Source organism: Accumulibacter sp., from assembly GCF_029255285.1.
Lineage (GTDB): Bacteria > Pseudomonadota > Gammaproteobacteria > Burkholderiales > Rhodocyclaceae > Accumulibacter.
The window spans coordinates 1-25,348 of the sequence record NZ_JAPUVI010000107.1; the positions used below are offsets into that span (position 1 = coordinate 1).

General features: G+C 62.5%; 18 protein-coding genes and 1 pseudogene. 7 read left to right on the plus strand and 12 right to left on the minus strand.

The annotated features are described in order from the left end of the window. A pseudogene (locus Q1M07_RS16620) lies at positions 1-391 on the minus strand (OmpA family protein); the annotation flags it as partial. 373 nt (positions 392-764) lie between these two features. Here Q1M07_RS16620 and Q1M07_RS16625 point away from each other — a divergent pair. From Q1M07_RS16625 to Q1M07_RS16635, 3 genes are all read left to right on the plus strand, one after another. Next, positions 765-1,535, plus strand: coding sequence for an NAD-dependent deacylase (locus Q1M07_RS16625; RefSeq protein ID WP_300455562.1), 771 nt, complete (start codon positions 765-767; stop codon positions 1,533-1,535). Positions 1,536-1,694: 159 nt separating this feature from the next. After that, on the plus strand, positions 1,695-5,120 hold the full coding sequence (gene mfd / locus Q1M07_RS16630) for a transcription-repair coupling factor (protein WP_300455565.1): 3,426 nt from the start codon (positions 1,695-1,697) through the stop codon (positions 5,118-5,120). 13 nt (positions 5,121-5,133) lie between these two features. After that, positions 5,134-6,207 carry a 3-deoxy-7-phosphoheptulonate synthase gene (locus Q1M07_RS16635; protein ID WP_300455568.1) on the plus strand — a complete coding sequence of 358 codons (1,074 nt, stop codon included), beginning with the start codon at positions 5,134-5,136 and terminating at the stop codon, positions 6,205-6,207. A 23-nt stretch (positions 6,208-6,230) separates the two neighbouring features. Here Q1M07_RS16635 and Q1M07_RS16640 read toward each other — a convergent pair whose 3' ends face one another. Continuing rightward, the gene (locus Q1M07_RS16640; RefSeq protein WP_300455571.1) at positions 6,231-6,695 is read right to left on the minus strand and encodes a tRNA (cytidine(34)-2'-O)-methyltransferase; all 465 of its coding nucleotides are present in this window, start codon (positions 6,693-6,695) and stop codon (positions 6,231-6,233) included. A 14-nt stretch (positions 6,696-6,709) separates the two neighbouring features. Beyond that, positions 6,710-8,437, minus strand: coding sequence for a SulP family inorganic anion transporter (locus tag Q1M07_RS16645; protein ID WP_300455574.1), 1,728 nt, complete (start codon positions 8,435-8,437; stop codon positions 6,710-6,712). 341 nt (positions 8,438-8,778) lie between these two features. Here Q1M07_RS16645 and mgtE point away from each other — a divergent pair, with 341 nt between their 5' ends. Next, complete coding sequence (mgtE, locus tag Q1M07_RS16650) at positions 8,779-10,167, plus strand: magnesium transporter (RefSeq protein WP_300455577.1); 1,389 nt, start codon at positions 8,779-8,781, stop codon at positions 10,165-10,167. 40 nt (positions 10,168-10,207) lie between these two features. Here mgtE and Q1M07_RS16655 read toward each other — a convergent pair whose 3' ends face one another. Continuing rightward, positions 10,208-11,686, minus strand: coding sequence for a CYTH and CHAD domain-containing protein (locus tag Q1M07_RS16655; protein ID WP_300455580.1), 1,479 nt, complete (start codon positions 11,684-11,686; stop codon positions 10,208-10,210). A gap of 28 nt (positions 11,687-11,714) precedes the next feature. Further along, on the minus strand, positions 11,715-12,797 hold the full coding sequence (locus Q1M07_RS16660) for a potassium channel family protein (protein WP_300455582.1): 1,083 nt from the start codon (positions 12,795-12,797) through the stop codon (positions 11,715-11,717). A gap of 367 nt (positions 12,798-13,164) precedes the next feature. Here Q1M07_RS16660 and Q1M07_RS16665 point away from each other — a divergent pair, with 367 nt between their 5' ends. Together Q1M07_RS16665 and Q1M07_RS16670 are read left to right on the plus strand one after the other, a co-directional pair. After that, the gene (locus Q1M07_RS16665; RefSeq protein WP_300455585.1) at positions 13,165-13,836 is read left to right on the plus strand and encodes an EcsC family protein; all 672 of its coding nucleotides are present in this window, start codon (positions 13,165-13,167) and stop codon (positions 13,834-13,836) included. 131 nt (positions 13,837-13,967) lie between these two features. After that, entirely contained in the window at positions 13,968-15,446 is a 1,479-nt protein-coding gene (locus Q1M07_RS16670) for a diguanylate cyclase (protein ID WP_300455588.1), read from the plus strand. 88 nt (positions 15,447-15,534) lie between these two features. Here Q1M07_RS16670 and Q1M07_RS16675 read toward each other — a convergent pair whose 3' ends face one another. The 7 genes from Q1M07_RS16675 to Q1M07_RS16705 are packed head-to-tail and all read right to left on the minus strand — an operon-like array spanning position 15,535 to position 23,010. After that, a complete protein-coding gene (locus Q1M07_RS16675; RefSeq protein ID WP_300455591.1) occupies positions 15,535-16,335 on the minus strand; it encodes an enoyl-CoA hydratase in 801 nt (266 codons plus the stop codon). 22 nt (positions 16,336-16,357) lie between these two features. Beyond that, positions 16,358-17,995: an acyl-CoA synthetase gene (locus Q1M07_RS16680; protein ID WP_300455594.1), complete on the minus strand. Its 1,638-nt coding sequence runs from the start codon at positions 17,993-17,995 to the stop codon at positions 16,358-16,360. Positions 17,996-18,026: 31 nt separating this feature from the next. Beyond that, on the minus strand, positions 18,027-18,647 hold the full coding sequence (locus Q1M07_RS16685) for an ABC-type transport auxiliary lipoprotein family protein (RefSeq protein ID WP_300455597.1): 621 nt from the start codon (positions 18,645-18,647) through the stop codon (positions 18,027-18,029). Next, complete coding sequence (locus tag Q1M07_RS16690; RefSeq protein ID WP_300455600.1) at positions 18,644-19,579, minus strand: MlaD family protein; 936 nt, start codon at positions 19,577-19,579, stop codon at positions 18,644-18,646. The genes Q1M07_RS16685 and Q1M07_RS16690 overlap by 4 nt, the downstream gene beginning before the upstream one ends. A 2-nt stretch (positions 19,580-19,581) precedes the next feature. Beyond that, positions 19,582-20,379, minus strand: a complete 798-nt coding sequence (locus Q1M07_RS16695) for an ATP-binding cassette domain-containing protein (protein ID WP_300455603.1) — start codon at positions 20,377-20,379, stop codon at positions 19,582-19,584. Continuing rightward, on the minus strand, positions 20,376-21,491 hold the full coding sequence (locus Q1M07_RS16700; RefSeq protein ID WP_300455606.1) for an ABC transporter permease: 1,116 nt from the start codon (positions 21,489-21,491) through the stop codon (positions 20,376-20,378). Before Q1M07_RS16700 ends, Q1M07_RS16695 begins: the two co-directional genes overlap by 4 nt. A gap of 7 nt (positions 21,492-21,498) precedes the next feature. Next, the gene (locus tag Q1M07_RS16705) at positions 21,499-23,010 is read right to left on the minus strand and encodes a Ppx/GppA phosphatase family protein (RefSeq protein WP_300455609.1); all 1,512 of its coding nucleotides are present in this window, start codon (positions 23,008-23,010) and stop codon (positions 21,499-21,501) included. A gap of 213 nt (positions 23,011-23,223) precedes the next feature. Between Q1M07_RS16705 and ppk1 the strand changes: the two genes are divergently transcribed. Beyond that, a complete protein-coding gene (ppk1, locus tag Q1M07_RS16710; RefSeq protein ID WP_300455612.1) occupies positions 23,224-25,344 on the plus strand; it encodes a polyphosphate kinase 1 in 2,121 nt (706 codons plus the stop codon). The last annotated feature ends 4 nt before the right edge of the window (positions 25,345-25,348 follow it).

The following is a 25,348-nucleotide window of genomic DNA, read 5'->3' on the forward strand; positions in this document are numbered from 1 at the left end:
CCTTGGCCTTGGCGACGACTTCGTCGAGCTTGGCCTTGCCTTCCGGACGCAGCGTCGCCTTGTTGAAGTCGAACAAAGCGTCAGCAGCAACGGTGATCTTGTCACCCGACGGCTTGGCGGCCGGCTGGGCAGCCGGCATGGCCTTCGCCACCGGTTCGCAAACTTCCTTCGGGATCAGATCCTTGTCGCACTTGCAGCCGGCCGGATCCTTGGCCGCTGCGGCCGGAGTCCAATACCCGGTGCGCCAGCACAGGCCGGTACCGCTGACGACAACTTCGCCGCGTTGGTCGATCACGTATACGCGATCAGCGGCAGTCTGGGCTTGCGCAGCGCCGGCCGCCGCGAAAAGGCCGATGGAGGCCAGCAGGGTGGTGATGATTTTCGATTTCAAGATATTCCTCCTCGATTAATTAATCTCTGTGGGGTCCGAATGCGTATGAAGCGATGCGATTTTTGCGCAGTGGAGCGATTTAAGCATACAAACTTGATTTGCTTCAACCATTGGCTTGGCATTCTGTCGTATTTCTGCAACGCTCGGTCGGAGAATTGCCTTCGACCTTCGGCCACGAGGTCTTCGGAGAGCTTCCGCGTTCCGGCAAGGCTCGCGCCTGCCCGGAAAATCCCCGACACCGCCGTGCGCTAAACGCCCGCCTATGCGTATACTGCCGTGTTGTAGTCAGCGTCAGAAAACACACGCTGTCCGGCCGGGCTCATGGCGAAGCCGCACTGCCGTTCAGCCGCCTCAGAATGACAGGGGGAGGATCATGCGCTCATACTCAGCCGATCTGGAGTCAGTCGCCGCGATTCTGCGCGAAGCGCGCGAGATCGTCGTTTTTTCCGGCGCGGGTCTTTCCGCCGACAGTGGCATCCCTACTTTCCGTGACGGAGCTACCGGTTTGTGGAACAACTTCGACCCGGACGAAGTTGCCAGCATCGACGGATTTCTGCGCCAGCCGCGAGTGGTCTGGAACTGGTTGCGACAACTGAAGGATCTGGTCGATGAACGACAGCCAAATGCCGGTCACCAGGCAATCGCCAGGCTCGAGGAAATCTCTACCGCCAAGCGGTTGACGGTCATCACCCAGAATATCGATGGTTACCACGCGCGCGCCGGCAGTGCGCAGGTTCTCGAAGTGCATGGCACCATCCATCGCCTTCGTTGCCACCAGCGCTGTGGTTTTGTTGCCATCTGGGAGCCAAGCGCCGTCGAACCCTTCCCATGTCCCAACTGCGGTGCCCCCGCACGGCCCGACCTGGTGCTGTTCGGCGAAATGCTGGACGAAGAGGTCTTCGCCGCGGCGGAGGTCCGCAGCCTCAATGCGGACGTCTTTTTCTGCGTCGGCACGTCGTTTACAGTGCAACCCGCCGCTCACCTGCCGATGTGGGCAAAAAGCGCCGGCGCCACGATGGTCGAGGTCAATCCTCATCGGACACCCTTGTCTGCCGCCGCCGATTACTCGGTCCGCAGTGGCGCATCGCAGTTCTTCAGTGCGCTTTGCTCAACACTTCAACAAGAGAACAAAGAGAACGGCTGAAGCCGCCACCTTTTCCGGGCGACCGGACGTTCACGTCGATCGGCAGAAAGCCGCGGGAGGCCAGAATGCATCGGCTATAATGCCGGCCTTTTACGCTCTTTCCACGACCGGCTGGCGAGTAGCAGACTCCGCCAGAAATCGAGTCGCGAGCCGCTTTCCTTGTCATTACCGCTTCCCCGACAGCCGCTGCCAAAAAGCGGCGAAAGGCTTCATCTCCCCTCGTTCGCCGGTTCGGGCGACGCGCTTCTGATCGCCCACGCGGCCTCGACCGCCAGCGGCGGCGACCAGCCCCGCCTCCTGGCCGTGATAACGGCGAACGCCGGTGACGCGCAGCGCCTGTTGCAGGAGATCCCGTGCTTCGCCGCCAACCTGCGCGTACGCCTGCTGCCGGACTGGGAAACGCTGCCCTACGACAGTTTTTCGCCACACCACGACCTCGTTTCGGAGCGCTTGGCGACACTCTACGCGGTCACCCGGGGTGAATGCGACATACTGCTGGTACCCGCAAGCACCGCCGTCTACCGGCTTTTGCCGGCCGCCTATCTAGCCGCTTACACGTTTTTTCTCAAGCAGGGAGAGAAACTCGATAGTAAACAGTTGCGAGCCCAGTTGACTCTTGCCGGCTACGCCCATGTTACGCAGGTCGTTGCGCCGGGCGAGTACTCGATTCGCGGAGGCATCGTCGACCTTTTTCCCATGGGGTCACCACTGCCTTACCGCCTTGATCTGTTCGACAACGAAATCGAGAGCATCAAGACCTTCGACGTCGACAATCAGCGCACCATCTATCCGGTGCCTGAAGTACGCTTGCTCCCGGCACGCGAGATTCCGCTCGACGAAGCGGGGCGCGCGCGCTTCCGCCAGCGCTTTCGGGAGATTTTCGAAGGCGACCCGGCGCGTTCGAAAATCTACAAGGACGTCTCGAACGGCGTGGCGACGGCGGGTATCGAATACTGGCTGCCACTTTTCTTCGAGCAAACGGCGACACTTTTCGACTATCTGCCGAAAGAGGCCGTGCTTTGCCTGCATCGCGACGTACCCGAGGCGATTCGTACGTTCTGGCGCGAGGCACAGTCGCGGTTCACGATGCTGTCGGGCGATCGAACACATCCGCTACTGCCGCCGGACGATCTCTTTCTGGCTGAGGAACCCTTCTTTGTCGCCGCCAAGCCGTATCGCCGGCTGGACATCGCCGCCGGCGACGACGGTCCGCTGCGCAGCCTGCCGCCGCTGGCCATCGACCGCCGTGCGGAAGACCCGCTTCACCGCCTGAAATTTTTCATCGGTGGGTTCTCCGGTCGCGTTCTGCTGCTCGCCGAAAGCCCGGGACGACGCGAAACGTTGGCCGCACTTTGCGCCGAATACGGACTGCTGCCGGAGAGCAGCGCGAACCTGGCCGACTTCCTGGCTTCGTCGAGCCGGCTGGCACTGACCATGGCGCCACTGCATGACGGATTTCAGCTCGATCAACTGGCGATCGTCACCGAAACCGAACTCTACGCCGACAGCCCGTCTCGCCGGGCGCGCCACATGGCACAGCGCAAGGCGTCGGTCGACAACTGGTTGCGCGACCTAAGCGAACTGAAGGTTGGTTCCCCGGTCGTGCACGAACAGCATGGCATCGCCCGCTATCAGGGTCTGGTTCATCTCGACCTTGGCGACGGCGACATGGAGTTCCTCGAGTTGCACTACGCTGACGATGCGCGGCTCTATGTACCCGTAGCGCAGTTGCACCTGATTTCGCGTTACTCGGGCGCTGACCCCGAGGCCGCACCCCTGCACACCCTCGGCTCGCCGCAATGGGAAAAAGCCAAACGGCGTGCTGCCTTGCAGGCCCGCGACACGGCGGCGGAACTGCTGTCCCTGTACGCACTGCGTGCCGCCAGGCAAGGCCACGCATGTCAGTTCAAAGCACATGACTACGACGCTTTCGCCGACGGTTTCGGCTTCGAAGAAACCGCCGATCAAGCGGCGGCCATCGGCGCAGTGATCGCCGACATGAAATCGGGGCGGCCGATGGACCGCCTCGTCTGTGGCGATGTCGGTTTCGGCAAGACCGAAGTTGCCTTGCGCGCCGCTTTCTGCGCCGTGGCTGGCGGTCGCCAAGTGGCTATCCTCTGCCCTACCACCCTGCTTTGCGAACAGCATTTCCAGACCTTCAGCGACCGGTTTGCCGACTGGCCGGTGACCATCGCCGAGTTGTCGCGCTTCAAGACCGCCAGGGAAGCCGGTCAGGCGCTCCACGAACTCGCCGCCGGCAAGCTCGACATCATCATCGGCACCCACCGATTGTTGCAGAAGGACGTTCGTTTCAACCGCCTTGGGCTGGTCGTCATCGACGAGGAGCATCGCTTTGGAGTTCGCCAGAAGGAGGCACTGAAGGCACTGCGCGCCGAAGTCGATGTGCTGACCCTGACCGCCACGCCGATCCCGCGCACGCTCGGCATGTCGCTCGAAGGACTGCGCGATTTCTCCGTCATTGCCACCGCGCCGCAGAAAAGACTGGCGATCAAGACCTTCGTCAGCCGATTCTCGGACGGCGTCATCCGGGAAGCGCTACTGCGCGAGTTCAAGCGTGGCGGCCAGGTCTACTTTCTGCACAACGAGGTCGAGACGATCGAGAACATGCGTGACAAGCTTGGCAAGCTGTTGCCCCAAGCGCGCATCGTCGTCGGCCACGGGCAGCTCAAGGAGCGCGATCTGGAACGTGTGATGCGCGACTTTACGCAACAACGCGCCAACCTCCTGCTCTGTACGACCATCATCGAAACGGGAATCGACAACCCGCATGCCAACACCATCATCATCAACCGGGCAGAGAAGTTCGGGCTCGCCCAATTGCATCAGCTGCGAGGCCGGGTCGGCCGCTCGCACCACCAGGCCTACGCCTACCTGCTGACGCACGATGAAACGACGCTCAACAAGCAGGCCAGACAGCGACTCGAAGCCATCCAGGTGATGGACGAACTGGGCGCCGGCTTCTACCTCGCCATGCACGACCTCGAAATCCGCGGCGCCGGCGAGGTGCTCGGCGACCATCAGTCAGGCGAAATGCAGGAAGTCGGCTTCAACCTGTTCACCGAAATGCTCAACCGCGCCGTCACCGCGCTCAAGCAGGGCAAGGAACCAGACCCCATGCGGCCGCTGGCGATCGCCACCGAGATCAACCTGCATACTCCGGCCCTCCTCCCCGACAGCTACGCCCCCGACGTCCATGACCGGCTGACACTCTACAAACGCTTGGCCAACTGCACGACCTCGGATGAACTGGTCGACCTGCAGGAGGAACTCGTCGATCGCTTTGGTGATCTGCCGCCACAGGCGCGCGCCCTACTCGACAGCCACCGCCTTCGCCTGCTCTGCAAACCTCTGGGAATCAGTAAGCTCGACGCTACCGCGGAGCAGATCGTCGTACAGTTCGAGGCCGATCCGCCGATCGAAGCAACGCGCATCATCGATCTGATCCAGAAGAACCGCAACTACCGGTTGGCGGGACAGGACAAACTGCTCGTCAAACGCTCCTGCGCCACGCTCGCCGAGCGTGTCACCGCCGTCAAGGATCTTGTCCATCAACTCAGCAAGTAATACCAGCCAAGCCATGACCACACTCGACATCGACAACATCAACGTCAGCGCCTTCGACCCCATGCCATCGCCGGAGGAAATCAACGCCCGCCTACCGCTTCCGGTCAGCGCCGCCGGCGAGGTTCTGCGCGGCCGCACGATCCTGCGCAACATCCTCGACCGCAACGACCATCGGCTGTTCGTCGTCGTCGGCCCATGTTCGATCCACGACCCGCTGGCCGGGCTGGACTATGCGCGTCGTCTAAAGGCGCTGGCCGACGAGGTCAGTGACACGCTCTACCTGGTAATGCGCGTTTACTTCGAGAAACCGCGCACGACCACCGGCTGGAAAGGGTACATCAATGACCCGGACATGGACGACTCGTTTCACGTCGATCAGGGAATGCAGAAAGCGCGCCAGTTTCTTCTCGAAGTTGCCGCTCTCGGTCTGCCGGCCGGCACCGAGGCGCTCGATCCGATCGCACCGCAGTATCTCGGCGACCTGATTTCCTGGACGGCGATCGGCGCGCGCACCTCCGAATCACAGACCCATCGCGAGATTTCGTCAGGTCTGTCGACACCGGTGGGCTTCAAGAACGGCACCAACGGCGACGTCGGCATTGCCGTCAACGCGATTCTTTCCGCTTCGCGACCGCACAGTTTTCTTGGCATCAACGGCCAGGGACGCACGTCGATCGTCCGGACTCGGGGCAACCGCTATGGCCACCTTGTCCTGCGGGGTGGCGACGGCCGACCGAACTACGATACGGTCAGCGTCCAGATGGCCGAACAGGCCCTGCGCAAGGCCGGTTTGCCGACCAACATCGTGGTCGACTGCTCGCATGCCAATAGCTACAAGAAACACGAACTGCAGCCACTGGTGATGGCCGATGTGGTCAACCAGGTGCGACTCGGCAACCGCTCGCTGGTCGGCATGATGATCGAATCGAACATCCTGGCCGGCAACCAGGCAATTCCCGAAGACCTTACGCAGCTCAAGTACGGCTGCTCGGTCACCGACGCCTGTGTCGATTGGCCGACCACCGAGAAGATGATCCTCGACGCCACGGCGTTGCTACGCGAAGTTCTGCCCACTCGAGAGCGGTGATTTGAGAGACGCGCCAGAGAACCTTACACCCCCCCGCCGTAGCCGTTCTGGCGCCAGGCCTCGAAGACCGTTACGGCCACCGCGTTCGACAGATTGAGGCTGCGCTGGCCAGGCCGCATCGGCAGGCGCAGTCGCCACTGGTCGGGAAAGTCGGCCAGCACGCCGGATGGCAGGCCACGGGTTTCGGCGCCGAACACGAAGACATCGCCAGGCAGGAAGGTCTTCTGCGCGATGGTCTGCGTGGCGCGCGTCGTGCAGGCGAACAGGCGCCGACCGGCCAGCAGCGAGAGCAGAGCAGGCCAATCGTCATGCACCCGGAGGTCGGCGTACTCGTGGTAGTCGAGTCCGGCGCGACGCAGATTCCGGTCGGCAAGATCGAACCCCAAGGGTTTGACCAAGTGCAGACGGCTGCCCGTATTCGCCGAGAGCCGGATGACGTTGCCCGTATTGGGCGGAATTTCCGGCTCGACGAGGACGATTTCGAACACCTGGGCCAGGCCAGCTAGGTCCGCGGATCGGCGTTCGGCCCCATCGGTCCGAACTCCTGCTCGAAAGCGGCAACCGCCTTCTTGACCGAAACGAAGAAGTCGCGCCGACCGATCTCCTCCGACAGCCCGACTTTCGCCAGTTCCTCGAGGAATGGACGCGGCGCGTCCGCGATCTTCACGTCTATGCCTTCATCGGCCAGTTCCCGGTGAAGTTCGGCGAAACGCTGCGCGGCCGTGACATCCATGTCGTGAATCGCCTGCGCGTCGATGATCAGCCATTTGACCGGCGGATCAGCCTCGTCGACCAGCGTGCGGATGCGCGTCATTACATGTCGCGCATTGGCAAAGACGAGCGGTGCGTAGGGCCGGTAGATGAGCAGACCGGGAACGCTCTCCGCCGCTTCGTCATCCCGGCAATCGTGGAACCTGCCGTCGATGAGACGCCGACGCAGAACGGCGTCGCCGGGGCGAGAGATTTCGACCAGAACGGTGATCAGCGACAACAACAGGCCGAGGATGATTCCGGGCACCACACCTGCCAGAAGAATGGCGACGGTGACCCCCATCGCAATGCCGAACTCGACCCGGTCGATCTTGTAGAGACCGGCAAGCGAGGCCACCTCGAGCATCCCGATGGCGGTGACGATGAGAATCGCACCAAGCGCAACCTTCGGCAGCAGCGCGATCAACCCGGTCAGGAAGAACAGGAACAGCAGCAAGCCCACCGCCACCACCAGTTGTGCGAGCTGCGACTTGCCACCGGCAGCGTCGACGATCGATGTCCGCGACTGGCTGGCCGAAACCGGAAAGCCTTGCCAAAGACCGGCAAGAATGTTGGCCGAGCCGAGAGCTGTCAGTTCCCGGTTGGGCTGCACTTCGTAACCATTCTTCTCGGCAAAAGTCTGTGCCAGCAGAATGCCATCGGAAAAGGCGAGGAAGGCGATCGCCACCGCGGCCGGAGCGAGCGCGGCGATATCCGCCAAGGAAAACCGGGGAATGGTCATCTGCGGAATTCCGGAAGGCACCTTGCCGACCAGTGCGATACCGTAACTGCCGAGATCGAAGGAATAGGTAGCGACGATCGCCACCGCACAAATGGCCAGCGCCCCGGGGATGCGTGGCAGCCAGCGGGCCAGAACGACCAGCAGACTGACCAAAGCGACGCCAAAAAAGAAAGTCGGTAAATGCGTCTGTGGCAGCTTCTCGAAAACCGTATAGATCAGCTGAAAAAACTCCTCGCCCTCGGTCTTGATGCCGAACATCTTGCCCAGTTGGGTAGCGATGAGGACCAGCGACGCGCCGTTAAGATAACCGATCAGCACCGGCCGCGACAGCAGGTCGGCAATGACGCCGAGCTTGAGGCGTGCCGCGAGCAACAACACGCCGCCCGACAACACGCTGAGAACCGCTGCCAGCGCGACGATGCGCGCCGGATCACCAGCCGACAGCGGCAAGATCGCGGAACCCGCCAGCAACCCGATGGCGGCATCCGGCCCGGCAATGACGTGCCGCGAACTGGCAAACAAGGCATAACCGACGGCCGCCGCCAGCGCAGCGTACAAGCCGGCGATCGGCGGCAGATGGACAAGTTCGGCATAGGCGATCACGGATGGAATGGATACGATACAGGCCGAAAGCCCGGCGATCGAATCCTTGCTCAACCAGGCAAGTCGGTAGTCTCTGAGCGTCGCGAGCAGCGGCAGGCCGGACTGCAAGTAGTTCAGAAGTGCGGCGGCTTTCATGGGTTGACTCCGAGCAAAGGGAAACAAACTGGCAATATAACCCGATCCGTCCCCGATTCGGCAAGCGATCGAACGTCACTGACATGCCGGACGCCGAGCCAGTTGCAGGCTGAGCAACAGCAATGATATTGTCGTCAAACATGCCGGCTGACGCGCGCGATCGAAAAGCAGCGCAGATTGCCCCGCAAGATAAACTCAGCGCCACCGCCCGAGGCTCTCGCCGGAGGCCGATTCGAGGAAAATCAGCCCGTCGTGTCGAAACGATGGACCGACGTCCAAGCTCCGAGTAAACTATTCGATTGGGCTACCCAGCACGCAGCGTACAGGGGGAGAATGTAGTCATGCAAATCAATGTGGAAACCAAGCCGGTTGCCTCGGCCGCCTACAACACCCGGAAAAAGCGGCTGATCGAGACGATCGAGCGGCTCTATCACCGGGATGCCAAGGTGCCCCTGCAAAAGGTGATCTCCCGGCTCCACCCGGCGGACATGGCGTCAATTCTCGACGAACTTCCGCCGGCGCATGTGGTGGATATTTTCCACGCGATTCCCGAAACCGAGATGGCGGCCGGAGTTTTCCACCAGTTGTCGCCGGGTCTGCGGACGCAGGTGATGACCGAGTCGCCGATCGAGAAATTGGCCGCGGTACTGCAGCACTTGGCGCCGGACGACCTCGCCGACTTGATCGGCGACCTGCCGGAAGATCAGCGCGCTCAACTGATGGCCCTGCTCGACCGGGAGAGCAAGGACGAAGTCGAAAGCCTGCTGCAGTACGACCCGGACAGCGCCGGTGGCATCATGACCACCGATTTCTTCTCGCTGCCGCACACCTTGACCGTCGAAGAAGCGATCGAGAACATCCGCAGTCGCGAGGACGTCGAGATGGTCTTCTACCTCTACCTGACCGACGAGGCAGGGCGTCTGGTCGGCGTGGTATCTCTGCGGCAATTGCTGCTCGCCCGGCCGGGAACACCGCTCCACAAGGTCATGAACCGGCGCGTCATGAAGGTGACGACCGATGCGGATCAGACCACGGTCGCCATGCTCGTCGAGAAGTACCACTTGCTCGCCGTGCCGGTGGTAGACGATGAGAATACGCTCGTCGGCATGGTTACCGTCGATGACGTGATCGACGTCCTCGAGGAAGAAACGACTCGCGACATGCTGAAAATGGCAGGTACCAGCGAGTCCGAAACGCTCACTCATTCCGCTTTCAAGATCGCCGGAATACGCCTGCCCTGGCTGCTTGCGGCGTTCATCGGCGGCCTCGCCGCAACCGCCGTCATTGGACGCTACGAGGAAATCCTCGGCGAGGTTCTGGTGCTCAGTGCCTTCCTGCCGGTGGTCATGGGTATGGCCGGCAATGTCGGCGTACAGTCGGCGACCGTTGCTGTGCGCGGTCTGGCAACCGGCGCCATTGATGTACGGGATACCCTGCCGCTGGTCCTCAAGGAACTGCGCGTCGGTCTCCTGTTGGGCGGCTTCTATGGCTTGATTCTGGCCCTCTACGGTTATTGGATGCACCACAGTTTGGCGCTTGGCGAGGTCGTCGGCTTGACGATCCTCGGCAACATGACCGGCGCTGCCCTGCTCGCCGTATTGCTGCCCATGTTCTTTCAACGCATCAAGGTCGACCCTGCGGTCGCAACGGGGCCGTTCGTCACGACGGCGATCGACATCCTTGGCGTCCTCAACTATTTCGTGATCGCCAGCTGGATCTACAAGCTGTAGGCGGTCGGGCAGACGCCGCGAGCAGCGGCGCGCACGCTGGTCAAAGCGTTTTCCAGGGCAGTGATTGTCGCTCGAAAACGTCCAGCAAGCTGGCCAGCTCGGGAAGCCGTGCCTCGACTTCCGCGCCCAGCCAGCGCTGTATAGCCTCGCCTTGGCGACCGGGTAGCGCGCTGGAGGTTGACTGCTGGGCAACCGCGAGGTCGTTCAGACGGCCCAACACTTCCTGCAGCGAGGTCGCCGCCTGATGGTAGCTCAGCAACGCCGGACCCGCCAGAATCGGGGTAAAGAACTCCAGCGCGTAACGCAATTGCTTGAACGCCACGCGCAGGCGATGGCGAGCCGCGACGTCAGCTCCCAGCGCGTCGGGAGAACGTTCATTGACCCGCCGTAGACGCTTGCCGAGACAACGTGGTACGAAACCGTCGAGGCGTCCGGCGCGGGCGTCCGGCAAGCCGAGAACGGCGGCGGTGAATTCGATCAGCAGGCGGGAGTAGTCAGGCGCCCTGAGCGCGCGGCGCGCAGCCGCCCGGCTGCTCGCACGCCAGCGCTGGCTGCGCAGCGCCAGCCGTTCGATGGGTGCGCTGTGCGGAAAAGCCTCACTCAACGCGGGCAAGGTTTCGGCGATGAAGACATCCCAGTTTCGGGCGTCGCCCAGTTTGCTGGCCAGCGATTGCCAAAGCGGATCGAAACGCGCGACGAAGGTCTCGGGCAGCAGCGGTTCCCAGAGACGCATCGCCGACCGCAGGCGGCGGATGGCGACCCGTGCCTGATGCACGAATTCCGGCAATTCGGTGTTGCACACCCCTTCTTCGTTAGATTGCAGATGGTTCAGGCAGGATAGCGCGATCAGGCGGAAGGCGGCGATGGTCGACATCGAGCCCTCGACCGGAACAAGCGACGCCTTCACCGCCCCGAGCGGCGCGTTGGCAAGCAAGCGATAGGCACGATCAGACTTGCTGCTCGCCTCGGGGTGCAGCGCCAAGGTCGACTGCAAGTCGGACGCCAGCCGGAAAAGATCGCTGAGCGTTCCGCTGAGCAGTTCCAATTCGATCTCGCGGATCATCCGACGGCGACCTTCGGCCTGGATCCAGCCACGGTCGAGTGCTACTTCGACCCGCAGACCGTCACCGGGCTCGAACAGCCACGTCTGGCGCGTAAAACGGGTCGTAAAGATCGGCTGCAGTTCGCCCCGCAAGGATTCCAGCAGGCTGCGAACGGCCGCGTCGTCGACATGCGAGAAATCGAACTCGCCGAGTTGCCCGGCCGCCTCCCACTCGCTGCGTTGTGCCAAGCCACCACTGAGGATGGCGGCGGTCTTCACCGTCAGCAGCCAAGCGCGTCCTTTCCGGCGATGACGCAGGACAATCCGTTCACTGCGCAGGCGGCTGGTCGGTGTGTCGTAATAGGTATTCACCAGAAGCTGCCGGTGTGACTCGACGCCAGCCAACAGGGGATGCCTCGCCAGTTGGCTGGTGGCGCGCGCCGGCAAGGACAGCTTGATTTCGGTTTCGGTGGCCATGCAATATCTCGTCGGTTAGGAAGTCGAGTCAGGACATCTTCTCGATCAGATGCGCCTTGAGCTGAGCACGTCCCGACGGATTGGCCATGGCGATGATCGTATTGCCCGGCTGAACGACATGATCGACTTTGGGGTTGAAGACCCAAGCTCCGTCTTCCTCGCGCAAAGCCAGCAGAATGTAGTCGGGACTACGCAGGCGCAAGTCGCCGACACGGGTCGGCGGGAAATTGGCCGGCACTGGCACCTCTTCGACGCGAACGTTCTTATCCGAGCGGATCATCTCGTCGAGAAAGCCAACGACGTGCGGCCGGACCATCGCCGAAGCGAGACGGATACCGCCGGTAAAGTCCGGTGAGATCACGGCATCGGCGCCCGCTTTGGTCATTTTCTCCACGTTCCGCAACTCTTGCGCACGCGCCACGATACGCAGGTCCGGATTGAGCTGCCGCGCAGTAATGATGATCATCAGGTTACGCGAATCGTCGCCGGTGACGGCAAACAGACCCCGGGCATCGGCGATATCAGCGGCCTCCAGCAAATCATCGTCCGAGGCGTCGCCGTGCAGATAGAGCAAGCCGGGAAATCGATCGAGGTTTTCCTCGAAACGTGCCTCCTCGATATCGATGCTGACGTAGTGACGGCCGGTATTCTGCAGTTCCCGGCCGACGCTTCGTCCCACCCGGCCAAACCCACAAATGATGAAATGCTGCCGCAACTTCTGGATGCGCTTTTCCATCCGTCGTCTCCGAAGGGATTGATCAAGATCTTTCTCGAGGAAGAACACCGACAGGCTGGTGAACAGGAAGGTCAGCGCACCCATTCCGGCAAGCGCCATGATGCCCGCAAAGAGACGATCGTGGAACGAATGCAACGGAATGATTTCGCCATAACCGAGAGTGGAAATGGTGATCAGCGTCATGAACAGCGCGTCGGACCAGTCGCCGTTGCCCTCTTCGATATGGTAAAAGCCGAACGTTCCGACGGCAATCAGGGCCAATACCACGACTCCGGCCCAGATGATGCGGACGATGATGCGCTGCAGTTGTGCGGCAACGCGCAAGTCCGATTCGTGCAGGCGGCGAGAACGGTGGGCACGCAGCCGAGCCTGCACGGCGCTATCCGACATGTAATGCTAGGGGTTCTGGTTGAACTCTGATGGTCATTGACGCAAAGGACAGGCGGTAAGGATCAATCCGGCGACGAGCCGCTCCACAAGGCTATGCTGAGTGGGCGAGATTCGCACATCTGATGGCGATTGTCCACGATTCCCGCGGCGCCGTGGTGAGGCCCGAGCGCACGGCGGAGACATTCCGCTTTTCCTTCCTCCAGGGTCTGGCGCAGAACGACGGATTGAGCGACGATAGAGCTTCGGGCGGTCCCGCCGGACTCTCGTGGAGGCTCACTTTCATCACCGGCCCGAGCGATCCTCCGCAAACCGCTTCTCCCTACTCTTGGACGGCCATCCGCCGCTATCCACCATGCGAGACAAACTCTTTTCCAGACGCGGCTTCCGTTTCCGGGCCGGCCATCGAATCGCCGAAGCCATTCTCGACTATGTTGGCCAGACGCCACCCAGCACCGAACGCCGACGAGCGGAACCGGCAACGCACGCCCGTAGGCTCGCCAGCGCCGCCGCCAGACAGGCGGCAATGACCGCCGGCAGCCTGACGCTGCCACCGGGTCCGCTCGGCTGGCTTACTCTCCTGCCGGAACTACGCTCGCTGTGGAAGCTACAGACACAGTTGGTGGCCGACATCGCGAGTTGCTACGGCAAAACGGCCGAGCTCGAGCGAGAAGAGATGCTCTACTGCCTGTTCCGCCACACGGATCCGCGCGCCGTGCGCGACCTCGTGGCTCAGATCGGCAAGCGTTTCGTCGTCCAGCGTGCGTCGCGCCCCGAATTCAACTCCGTGGCGCTCAAGATCGGCATGCACATCTCGCAGCGGGTAATCGGCAAAGGGATCTCACGCTGGATTCCGGTGATCGGCGCGCTTGGCGCCGGCGCCTATGCCTATTACGACACCACTCAGGTAGCCCGCACGGCGATCGAACTCTTTACCGGCGTGATCGACGTCGAAACCGAGAAAACGCCGGTCGACAGTGAGCGGCCATCCAATGACCCGGCAACACCGCCACGCCAGGCACGCTGAAATCTGCCGCGACGCGGCCACGACTATGATCCGGCGCGCGGCATGGCACGGCGAACCCGCGACCACAGCATCCCGGGAAGAGGCGGGGCCTGCTAGAATTCCACCAAGTTTCGCTGACGAAGGCAAACGGTATGGCAACAGGCAGCGGCAGACATATTGGGGAACGGGCCACCCCACGGACCATTATCGCCCTGACGCTGCTGTTTCTCGGCACACTCTGGTTCCTGGTCATCGTCTCGGCGCTCTCGGCTCGTCAGGACAGCATCGACGCCACGAACGATCTGCTGCGGCGCATGAACCATGCGGTCGAAGAACAGACAAAGCGGCAATTCGATCTTATCGCCGTGTTTTTTGCCGCTTGCGAGCAGATCCTCGGTGCTGACCCGGCTCGCGACCCGCGCGACGATGCGGCCTTCCGGGGCTTGATCGAAAGCTTTCGCGCGCGCACAGCAGAAGCGATCGCCATCCGCCTGGTCACTCCCGATGGAGAAACCCTCGAGATCATCGACCAAGGCACCCGGCCGATGGCCAACGTTGCCGCCAACGATTTCTTCGCCGGAGCACTCGCCCAGCAGGGTCTGTTCGTCGGCCGCCCGACACCCGGCCTGCTCCCTGACGGCCGACATGGACTGCCCATTGCGCTGCGCTTGCAGCAACCCGTGCAAGGCGTCGCATTATGGCTCGCCGTCATCGACTTGCAAACGCTGAGCGCCGCCTACGAAAAGCAGCGCCAGAAACCAGGCGGCACGATCGCGTTGCTGCGCGACGACGGTGCGGTACTGGCTAGCGCACCTCAGGTTGAAACGTCGCCCGGCCAGTCGACTATCGGTACACCACCGTTCGGTGAGCATCTGGCGGCAGGGCGGCAGGGCGTCGTCTTGCTCGAGGATGTTCCGGGCAGATCGGTCAGAGAATTTGCCAGCTACTCGTCGATGCCGGACCTGCCGCTCGTGATCATGGTTTCGGAGGATCAAGGCACGGCGCTTGCTCCCTGGTTTCGCCAGACCCTATGGTTCACTTTTCTGGCCTTCGGGGCCACTCTTCCGCTGGTCGTCGTCGCCTATCGATCGCTGCGGCTACTCAGGACGCTGGCCAGTCACAAGGCGCAGTTGCAGCATCTTTCGACCACCGACCACCTGACCGGCGCCAGCAGCCGGCAGCACTTCGTCAAGGCACTCGCCGAAGCGCTTTTGCGCAGCAGGCGCGAGCAGACCGCGCTAACCGTCGTCCTGTTCGACATCGATTTTTTCCAGCGCATCAACGATGGCTACGGCCATGCCATCGGTGACCAGGTGCTGATCCGCTTCGCCGCGGCAGCAAAAAACTGTCTGCGTGACATCGACCTCCTGGGCCGGGTGGGGGCCGGCGAGTTCGCCACGCTGCTACCCAACACCTCCGTCTCGGCCGCCATTCTGGTCGCCGAGCGGGTACGCCGCGAAGTCGCCGGGATATCCATTCCGACGGAAAACGGTACCGTCCAGTTCACGGCCAGCGCTGGCGCGACCACGGCTGTCGCCACCGACAAGTCGGTGGACGACCTGCTCAAACGGGCCGCCGAAGCGCTGCACGAAGCGACGGCCGGCGGACACGATCGTGTCATGGTCGCCTGAGAAAGAAAAACCGGATGCACCACCGGGTGAAGGGTGCTCACCGCCGCCATGGCGCAGCCGGCAAGTTTCCGGAAGGCCCCGCTCCGGCCTAACGCCCCTTCCAGTCAGGCTTGCGCTTGGCGATGAAGGCGTCGATGCCTTCCCCGGCGTCATCGGTCATCATGTTGCAGGCCATGACTTCGGCGGCATACTGATAGGCGGCTTCGAGGCCCATTTCGAGCTGGCGATAGAACATTTGCTTGCCCAGGCCGATAGCCACCGACGACTTGGCGACGATCAAGCGAGCCAGCTTGTCGATCTCGTCGTCGAGCGCATCCGGGGTAACGACGCGGTTGACCAGACCCTGACGCTGCGCCGTCCAGGCATCGATGAAATCGCCGGTGAGCAGCATCTCGAGAGCCTGTTTGCGACCGAGGTTGCGCGACAGGCCAACGCCCGGCGTGGCGCAAAACAGACCGACGTTGATGCCCGAGGTGGCAAAACGCGCCGTGTCCGCCGCGACGGCCAGATCGCACATCGACACGAGTTGGCAACCGGCGGCCGTGGCGATGCCATGCACGCGAGCAATCACCGGTTGCGGCAGGCGCGTCAGAGTCATCATCATCTTTGCGCAACGCCCGAACAGATCCTGCATGAACGCCTTGTGGTGGTTGGCGCGCATCTCCTTGAGGTCGTGCCCGGCGCAGAAGGCCTTGCCGGCGCCAGCCATGATCACCACGCGGACGGCCGGATCGGCCGCGATCGCGTCGAGATGGGCCTGCAAAGCGGCCAGCATCGCTTGCGACAAGGAATTGAACTGGCCGGCGCGGTTCAGCGTCAGCCTGACGATACCCTCATCGTCGGTACGCACGACATGGGGCTCGTCCTGATCGGCGGTCGGGTTGGTCATCCTTCTCTCCTCGAAGCCTTGCTCAATCGATCGCGCTGGTGGACTTCGCCCGATCACGCAGGACAAATTTCTGGATCTTGCCGGTAGACGTTTTCGGCAGCAAACCGAAGATCACTCGCTTGGGCACCTTGAAGCGTGCCATGTGCTGACGACAGAAGTCGATGATCTCCTGCTCGCTCGGCGTTGCCCCATCACGCAACTCGATGAAGGCGCAGGGCACTTCGCCCCAAGTCGCGTCCGGCGTCGCGACGACTGCGGCGGCGATCACCGCCGGGTGCCTGTAGAGCACGTCCTCGACCTCGATCGACGAAATGTTCTCACCACCCGAAATGATCACGTCCTTCGAGCGGTCCTTGATCTTCACATAACCATCCGCATGCATCACGGCCAGATCGCCAGTATGGTACCAGCCGCCGGCAAACGACTCGTCGGTCGCTTTCGGATTCTTCAGATAGCCTTTCATCACCAGGTTGCCGCGGAACATGATCTCGCCCATGGTCTCCTGATCCCAGGGCACCTCCTCCATGTTGGTCGGATCGAGGACGGTAATCGCTTCCTGCGCATGATAGCGAACGCCCTGCCGACCGTTCAGTTCGACCTGCCGGGCAAGAGGCAGATCGGCCCAGTGACGGTGCTTGGCGCATACCGCCGCCGGCCCGTAGGTTTCGGTCAAGCCGTACACGTGCGTGAGATCAACGCCGATGTTGGCCATCGCCTCGATGACGGCTGCCGGTGGCGGCGCGGCGGCGATCAGGCCGGAAACCTTCTGGGTGATTCCGGCACGCCAGTCCGCCGGCGCGTTGGCCATCAGGCTATGGACGATGGGAGCTCCGCAATAATGCGTCACGCCGTGCTCGCGAATCGCGTCGAAAATCAGCTTTGGATCGACCCGACGCAGGCAGACGTTGGTCCCGGCGTTGGCGGCCATGGTCCACACGAAACACCAGCCGTTGCAGTGGAACATGGGCAGCGTCCACAGGTACACCGAGTGCGGCGGCATTCCCCAACTGATGATGTTGCTCATCGAGTTGAGATAGGCGCCACGATGGTGGTAGACGACACCTTTTGGGTTGCCGGTCGTTCCGGAAGTATAGTTGAGCGAAATGGCATCCCACTCGTCGTCCGGTCCGCGCCAAGGAAAATCCGGGCTGCCGGCAGCGATGAAGGTTTCGTACTCCTGCGTGCCCAGCCGTTCGCCTGGGCCGACGTATTCTGCATCGTCCACATCGACGACGATGATCGAACGCTGTACCGCAGCCAACGCTTTTTTTACCGTTGGCGAATACTCGCGGTCGGTGATCAGCACTTTCGCTTCGCCGTGTTCCAGCATGAAGGCGATAGTTTCGGCGTCGAGCCGCGTGTTGAGCGTGTTGAGTACCGCGCCAGTCACGGGCACACCAAAGTGGCACTCGACCATTTCCGGCGTATTGTTGAGCATGGCCGCTACCGTGTCGCCTTCGCCGACGCCCAGCGCGCTCAGCGCCGACGCCAGGCGCCGCACACGATTGAAGGTCTCCAGCCAGCTGTAGCGACGCTGACCGTGAATCACTGCCGTACGATCGGGGTAGACATAAGCCGTGCGGGCAATGAAGGTCAAAGGCGTCAGCGGCGTGAAATTGGCGGTGTTCTTATCTAGACCCTGGCGATAGATGTTCTGCATTCCAAACTCCCCCTTCAAAAGGTGTCATGTCTTATTGGCTATCCACTGCCGTCGACCGGCAGCCTTTCAGCCTGCCACGTTTTTCCAGATCATTCAACCAGGCAGCGAGTTGGCGGCCGAGTTGATCGCTGGCCAGGACCAGCGCATGGACTCCACCACGAGCGTCGGCGCTGTCCGCCGGCTGCTCGACAGCGAACCGTCGCTCGTCGACCCTCCGGCTCTGCGCCATGTCAAGCAAACTGGCCTGGCCCTGCAGCAAGCTGCGACTGCGCTGCGGCGTGTCGAAGACCTGCGAGAACTCCTGTAGTTCGAAGCGTATCAGGCAACTGACCGAGGATTGCCCACCGCCGCCAACCAAAGCCAGTTGCTGACGCAGCCGCTGGGCAAGCAACTGGGCGGGCGCTCCGGCCCAGCGACTGCCGGCATAGCCGTGCAGAAGCAGTGGGTTGTCGTAGAGCAGCCGATACTCGATCGCGGGCGAGTCGAACCAGCGTGGAGCCTTGATCTCAAGGGCAAGAGTCGACCAGTGGCCGCCTTCCGTCAGGCGCTGCGCCGGCATTCCGAAGTCGTAGACCACGGGCGGAGGATATCGCGTGCCGCCGGCGCAGGCCCCGAGCAAGCATGCGGCAAGCAGCACCGAGCGTTCTATCATCGTGCCTCCTCGCTGGCTGGGGCGACAAAACCGGCCTCTCCTGGCCCGGGCGGCGTCGGCGGCAAGCCGAAGAGGAAGCTCTGCGGCGACTTTTCGACGACCTGCAGCGCTTGCTCGAGTTGCCGCGAGCTGGTTGACAGTTCGCTTGCCAGCTCGTTGAGGCGGGGAGCAAGCGCCCCGATGCCACCGGGTGATGAGTCACCGATCAAGCGATCGAGCTTTTCGCTCACCGCCTGCAGGCGCAACAGCAGATGACGCGCTTCGACGAGCGCCGGAGCGACCTCGCCTGCCGCCTGCTCGGCCCTGACCAAGGTCGTCTTGAGCCGGTGGACATTCTCCGCGCTCAGAAGCTGCCGCAACTGGCGCGTCGTCTCACTGGCGTTACCGGTGGTCGCTTCCAGATTGGCGAGAATACTCGTCAGGTGCTGCCGGTTCTCGCCGCTCAACAACTGATTGGCGCTGGTCAGGAAATCCCGTGCCTGGCGCAGAGTCGCCGTGCCGGCATCGGTCAGTTCGGTAATCAGCGACGACTGCATCGCGATGCGTGGCGACTCGCCCTCGGCACTGTCGAGCGGTGTCGAGTCGCCACCACTGTCCTCGAGCAGAATGTGGGCAATCCCGGTGACTCCCTGGTAGCCAAGTTTCGCTGTCGTCCCACGAGTCACCGGTACGGCACGGTTGACGCTGATCCGGATCAGGATATCGCGGGCGTCACGCGGATTGAGCTCGATCGACTGCACCTTGCCGACCCGGATTCCCCGGTAGCGCACTTGCCCCTGCAGACTGAGTCCGGTCACGTTCTGGCGCGTCACGACGGTGTACTCCTTGGTCGCTTCGTGTTTGCCTCCGAACCACCAGATCGCGCCGAGCGTCGCCAGGCCGAGCAGGAGGGTGAAGAAACCGGCGATCAGGGCATGCGAACGATTCTCCACGGCTAGCTCGCCCTCGGTCCGGCGGCGGCCATGTCGTGCCGGACGCCAAAAAAATTGTGGATGAAGGGATGGTCGACGGCCAATACCTCGTCCACCGTGCCACTGGCGACGATCCGATGATCAGCCAGCACCGCGAGGCGAGTCGCCAGTCCCAGCAACGTTCCGAGATCGTGCGTCACCATGACGACCGTGAAGCCGAGTTCGTTTTGCAGCGCCTTGAGCAGGCGCACGAAGTTCTCGCTGCGATCGGGATCGAGACCCGCCGTCGGCTCGTCGAGAACGAGCAACTCGGGTTCCAGCGACAGCGCACGCGCCAGCGCGACACGCTTGACCATGCCACCTGACAGCTCGGCCGGCATCAAGCGGCAGTGGCGAGGTTCGAGTTCGACCATGGCCAGTTTCAGCAGCACGAGATCGCGAATCAAGGCTTCGTCGAACAGACGCAGCTCGCGCAGCGGAAAGGCGATGTTGTCGAACACCGAGAGCGCCGAAAACAGCGCCCCCTGCTGAAAGAGCATGCCGAAGCGGCGGCGCAGCAGGCGCCGTCGCTGCGGATCGCTGTCCAGCACGGTCTGGCCGAACAGCCTGACGCTTCCCTGACTCGGCGCCAGCAGGCCGACGATCTCGCGTAGCAAAGTCGTCTTGCCGCTTCCCGACCCGCCGACAAGACCCAGCATCTGACCGGGCATGAGGTCGAGGTCGATGTCACGATGGATGACGACGTCACCGAAACGCGTCGTCAAGCGGCGAATCTGGATCGCCGGAACGGCTGTCGGACGAGCCTCCACGGATTGGCTCACAGCGGAATTCCGAAGCTGCGGGTGAGAATCGCGAAAACGGCGTCGACGAGGATAGCCACCGTGATCGACGTGACTACCGAACTGGTCGTATTCGCCGACAGGCTTTCGGTATTGGGCTTTACGCGCAGGCCAAAGTGACAGGCGATGAGACCGATCAGCAGGCCGAAGACCAAACCCTTGCCGATGCCGATCCAGACGTTGGCCACCGGCACCACGCGCGGCAGCGTGTCGATGAAGAACCCGTAGGACAGGTCCATCTGCAGATTAGCCGAAACCATGCCGCCGATGATACCGGCCGCCGAGCACCAGATGACCAGCAATGGCATCGTCACGGCCAGCGCGACGACCTTGGGCAGAACCAAGCGCAGGCTGCGCGACACGCCCATCGTCGCCAGCGCGTCGATCTCCTCGGTAACGCGCATGACGCCAAGCTGGGCGGTCATGGCCGAACCAGAGCGCCCGGCGACCAGGACGGCGACCAGCACCGGCCCCAGTTCGCGCACGATGCTTATGCCGAGCAGATTGACGATGAAGACGTCGGCACCAAAGTTTTTCAATTGCAGAGCCGACAGGTAGGAGAGAACGATGCCGATCAGAAAGCCGATCAACGCCGTCACCGGCAGCGCTTGTGCGCCGCTCTTGTAGAGGTTGGCCGAAAACTCGCGCCACGGTATGTCGCGTGGGTGCACCAGGAGATAGCCGAAATCGAGCACCATTTGTCCGATCAGGGCCACCATCCCGGCCAGATGATCCAGCGCGACGATTGCCAGCCGGCCCGGCACGAGCAGCCAGGCTAGACGCTCGGACGATCGGCCGGGCAGCTCGGCGACGATCGCCTCGACCCGCTCGAGAAGCAGGCGGTGCTCGGAACCCACCACCAGCGAGGCCGGCCAGCGCCGTCCCCAGTTTCGCCAGAGAACGATCGCGCCAGCGCTGTCGAGACGCGAGATGGACTGCAGATCCCAGCCCGAACCGGTACCGGCCAGCTCGCGCAAGCGCCGCTCGAAGGGGGCGAGTGGTTGCGGCAAGGTCGCCAGCGTCCAGTCGCCGGCCAGCACGATGACCGGCAGGGAGTCCGTCCGCTGTACGGTCTCTAGGGTCGCCGCGGCCATTCCAGACTCACTGCTCGGCCACCTCGCCGACAACCGGCCTGATCCGCAGCTTGATGCCAATCCGCCGCCAGAGCAGGGTTTCCTCCGTCAAGGCGGCGCCGGTCATCGGATTGGCATGCAACCAGGGGGCCGGAATATCGAGCTGAAAGCCAACCGGCGACTGCTTGACCGACATCTCCGGCAGTTGATGGTCATCGCGCGCACGATGCAGCAGAACAGCCAGCCGCAGGCAGAACACCAGGCGCCAGTTCGGGTCGCCGGCCGGCATCGAAGCCAGTTTCTGCAACTTGCCGCGCTGACCAAGGACGAAGAGTGCCAGGCGCGCCTGGTCACGTTTCGAAAAGCCCGGCATGTCGGCGTGGCTCAGCAGGTAGGCACCATGCTTGTGAAACTCGCTGTGCGCCACCGAGACGCCGATTTCGTGCAGCGAAACGGCCCAGCGGAGAAAGTGAACGTCGTTCTCGTGTTCCGGCGAATCGAGCTTGATCATTTGCCCGAGCAGCGCCATGGCAGTCCGTTCGACGCGCACCACCTGGGCCGGATCGACCTGATAGCGGCGCTTGAAGTCGACGACGGTCTCGTCGCGCGTGTCGTGATGCTCGAAGCGTCCGAGCAGGTCGTAGAGAACACCCAGCGGCAGAGCACCGTCGGAATGTGTCATGTGCTCGATCGACAACTCGGAAAACACCGCGCTCATGATTGCGATGGCGCCCGGCAATATCGGCAGGCGTTCGCCGCGCATACCCTGGAGTTCGAGCGCTTCCGCCGACCCGCTACGGATCAGCATCTGACGCAGTTTCGCCAGACCCTCGCGAGTGATGCCGGTGACCCCATCGGGATTGAGACGGTTGACCTCGAGGATCTCAGCCAGCTCCTGAGCCGAACCCGACGACCCCACCGCCTCCTGCCAACCGAGGCGCTGGTAGTCGGTGACAATCCCTTCGATCTCGCGTGCAGCGGCCACTTCGGCGGCGTAGAAGCGCTTCTTGTCCACCCTGCCTTCGGGAAAGAAGCGTTGCCGATAGCTGATACAACCCATGAACAGCGACTCCATCAGCATGGGCTCGACGCCTTCGCCGATGATGAACTCGGTCGATCCGCCTCCGATGTCGACCACCAGCCGCCGATGCCCGGCAGCCGGCAGGGCTTTTGCTGCTCCGATATAGATCAAGCGCGCTTCCTCGCGCCCACCAATGATCTCGATCGGGAAACCGAGAGCCGCCTCGGCCTGCGGCAGAACGATGTGCGCGTTTCTCGCCACGCGCATCGCGTCGGTCGTTACGGCGCGCACGGTTTCCGGGGCGAAGCCCCGCAAGCGCTCGCCAAAACGGCGCAAAGCGTCGATCGCCCGCTGCTGCGAGGCATGATCGAGCAACTTCTCACGCGTCAGCCCAGAGCCCAGGCGAACCGTTTCTTTCAGCGTATCCAGCGGGTGAATCCGATCGCCAACGACTCGCCCGACCTGCAAGCGAAAGCTGTTGGAACCTAGGTCGACACCGGCAATCAATTCGTAGCTCATGCCTGATCATTGTCCGCCTTGCGGCGCGAGGATGTTTCCAGACCGGCCATTCTAGCACCGCCGGATGTGCTGTCACTGAGCGGCACCTGGCCGACCGCCCCCGGCCTGACAAGAAAAATGCCAAGGCAATCGACCGGCAAGCGACCGATGGTTGTAATATTCCCACCCTCGACGCACACCTCACCGATCCATCCATCCCGACGGAACGAACCGATGACCACCGACGCCCCAAGCACCGACACCGCCCCCCACCAGTCCCCCACCGCCTATCCGCCGGAGTACTTCCAGAATCGCGAAATGAGTCTGCTCGCCTTCAATCGGCGCGTTCTCTGGCAGGCCAAGAACCCACGGACGCCACTCCTCGAACGTTTGCGCTTCCTGTGCATCGTGAGCAGCAATCTCGACGAGTTCTTCGAGATTCGCGAGGCCGGAATCAAGGAGCAGCTCAAACTGGGATCGGTGGCGATCACCACGGACGGCAAGACGGCGCGTGAGGTCTACCGCCTGGTAAGCGACGAGACTCATGCCATCGTCAAAGAACAGTACGCCCTCCTGAACGACGAGATTCTGCCGCTGCTGGCCGCCGAAGGCATCCGCTTCGTCAAGCGCAGCGAATGGAACACCGCCCAGCGCGAATGGATCAGCGGCTTCTTCTTCCGCGAAGTCATGCCAGTGATCACCCCGATCGGACTCGACCCTTCGCACCCCTTCCCGCGCGTGCTCAACAAGAGCCTCAACTTCGCCGTCGAGCTCGAAGGCCGCGACGCCTTTGGTCGCAGTTCGGGGGCCGCCATCGTCCAGGCACCGCGTGTGCTGCCGCGGGTCATCCGGCTGCCACGCGAACTCGGTGAGTCCGAATACACCTTCGTCTTCCTGTCGTCGATCCTGCATGAGTTCGTCCACGAACTGTTCGCCGGCATGAAGGTCCTCGGCTGCTACCAGTTCCGGGTGACGCGCAACAGCGACCTGTTCGTCGACGAGGAAGAAGTCAAGAACCTGCGCGCCAAGATTCAGGGTGAACTGCCGCAACGCCACTTCGGCGACGCTGTGCGGCTCGAAGTCGCCAATAGCTGCTCGGAAGCGATGACGCAGTTTCTGCTCGGACAGTTCAACCTCACCGAGAGCGATCTGTTCCGCGTCGCCGGACCGGTCAATCTGGTCCGTCTGATGCAGGTACCCGACTGGGTGGTGCGCAATGACCTCAAGTTCCCGCCGTTCACTCCGGGAACGCCGAAAGCGCTGCAAAAATGCCACAGCGTTTTCGACAGCATCCGTGGCGCCGACATCTTGCTGCACCACCCCTATCAGAGCTTCAATCCGGTGATCGAGTTGCTCGAACAGGCGGCAGTCGACCCACAGGTGGTGGCGATCAAGATGACTGTCTACCGCACCGGCACCGACTCGGTGCTGATGCAATCGCTGCTGCGTGCGGCGCAGAACGGCAAGGAAGTGACGGTCGTCGTGGAACTGATGGCGCGTTTCGACGAGGAAGCCAACATCGGCTGGGCAACCAAGCTCGAGGAGGTCGGCGCACACGTTGTCTACGGGGTCGTGGGCTACAAGACGCATGCCAAGATGCTGATGATCGTCCGCCGGGAAGAAGGTAAGGCGGGCAGCAGCCTGCTGCGCCGCTACGTGCACCTGGGGACCGGCAACTATCATCCGAAGACGGCCCGCCTGTACTCCGATTTTGGTCTGCTGACCTGCAACGAAGAGATCGGTGCCGACACCAACGAAGTCTTCAAGCAACTTACCGGCCTCGGTCGAGCGCAAACGCTGACCCACCTCTGGCAGGCGCCTTTTACGCTGCAGCCTAACGTCGTTGCCGGCATTCGAGCCGAAGCCGACGCCGCACGCGCCGGCAAGCGGGCACGCATCATCGCCAAGATGAATTCGCTGCTCGAACCCGAGACGATCTGTGCGCTCTACGAAGCCTCGCAGGCCGGCGTGAAAATCGACCTCATCGTGCGCGGCGTCTGCGGTCTGCGCGCTGGCGTCAAGGGTTTGTCGGAAAACATCAGCGTGCGTTCGATCATCGGCCGACAGCTCGAACATCACCGGGTCTTCTATTTCTATGCCGGCGGCGAAGAAAAAGTCTACCTGTCGAGCGCCGACTGGATGGAACGTAACTTCTTCCGGCGCATCGAACTGGCGTTCCCGGTGCTCGACCGCAAACTCAAGCGCCGGGTCATGACCGAAGGGCTGCAAATCTATCTGACCGATAACATGCTGGCCTGGGAACTCAACGCCGATGGCAGCTACCACCAGCGTCGTGGCTCACGCAGCAGTCCGCGCTCGTCACAAGCCGAGTTGATCGAACTCCTGCAAGCCTGACACA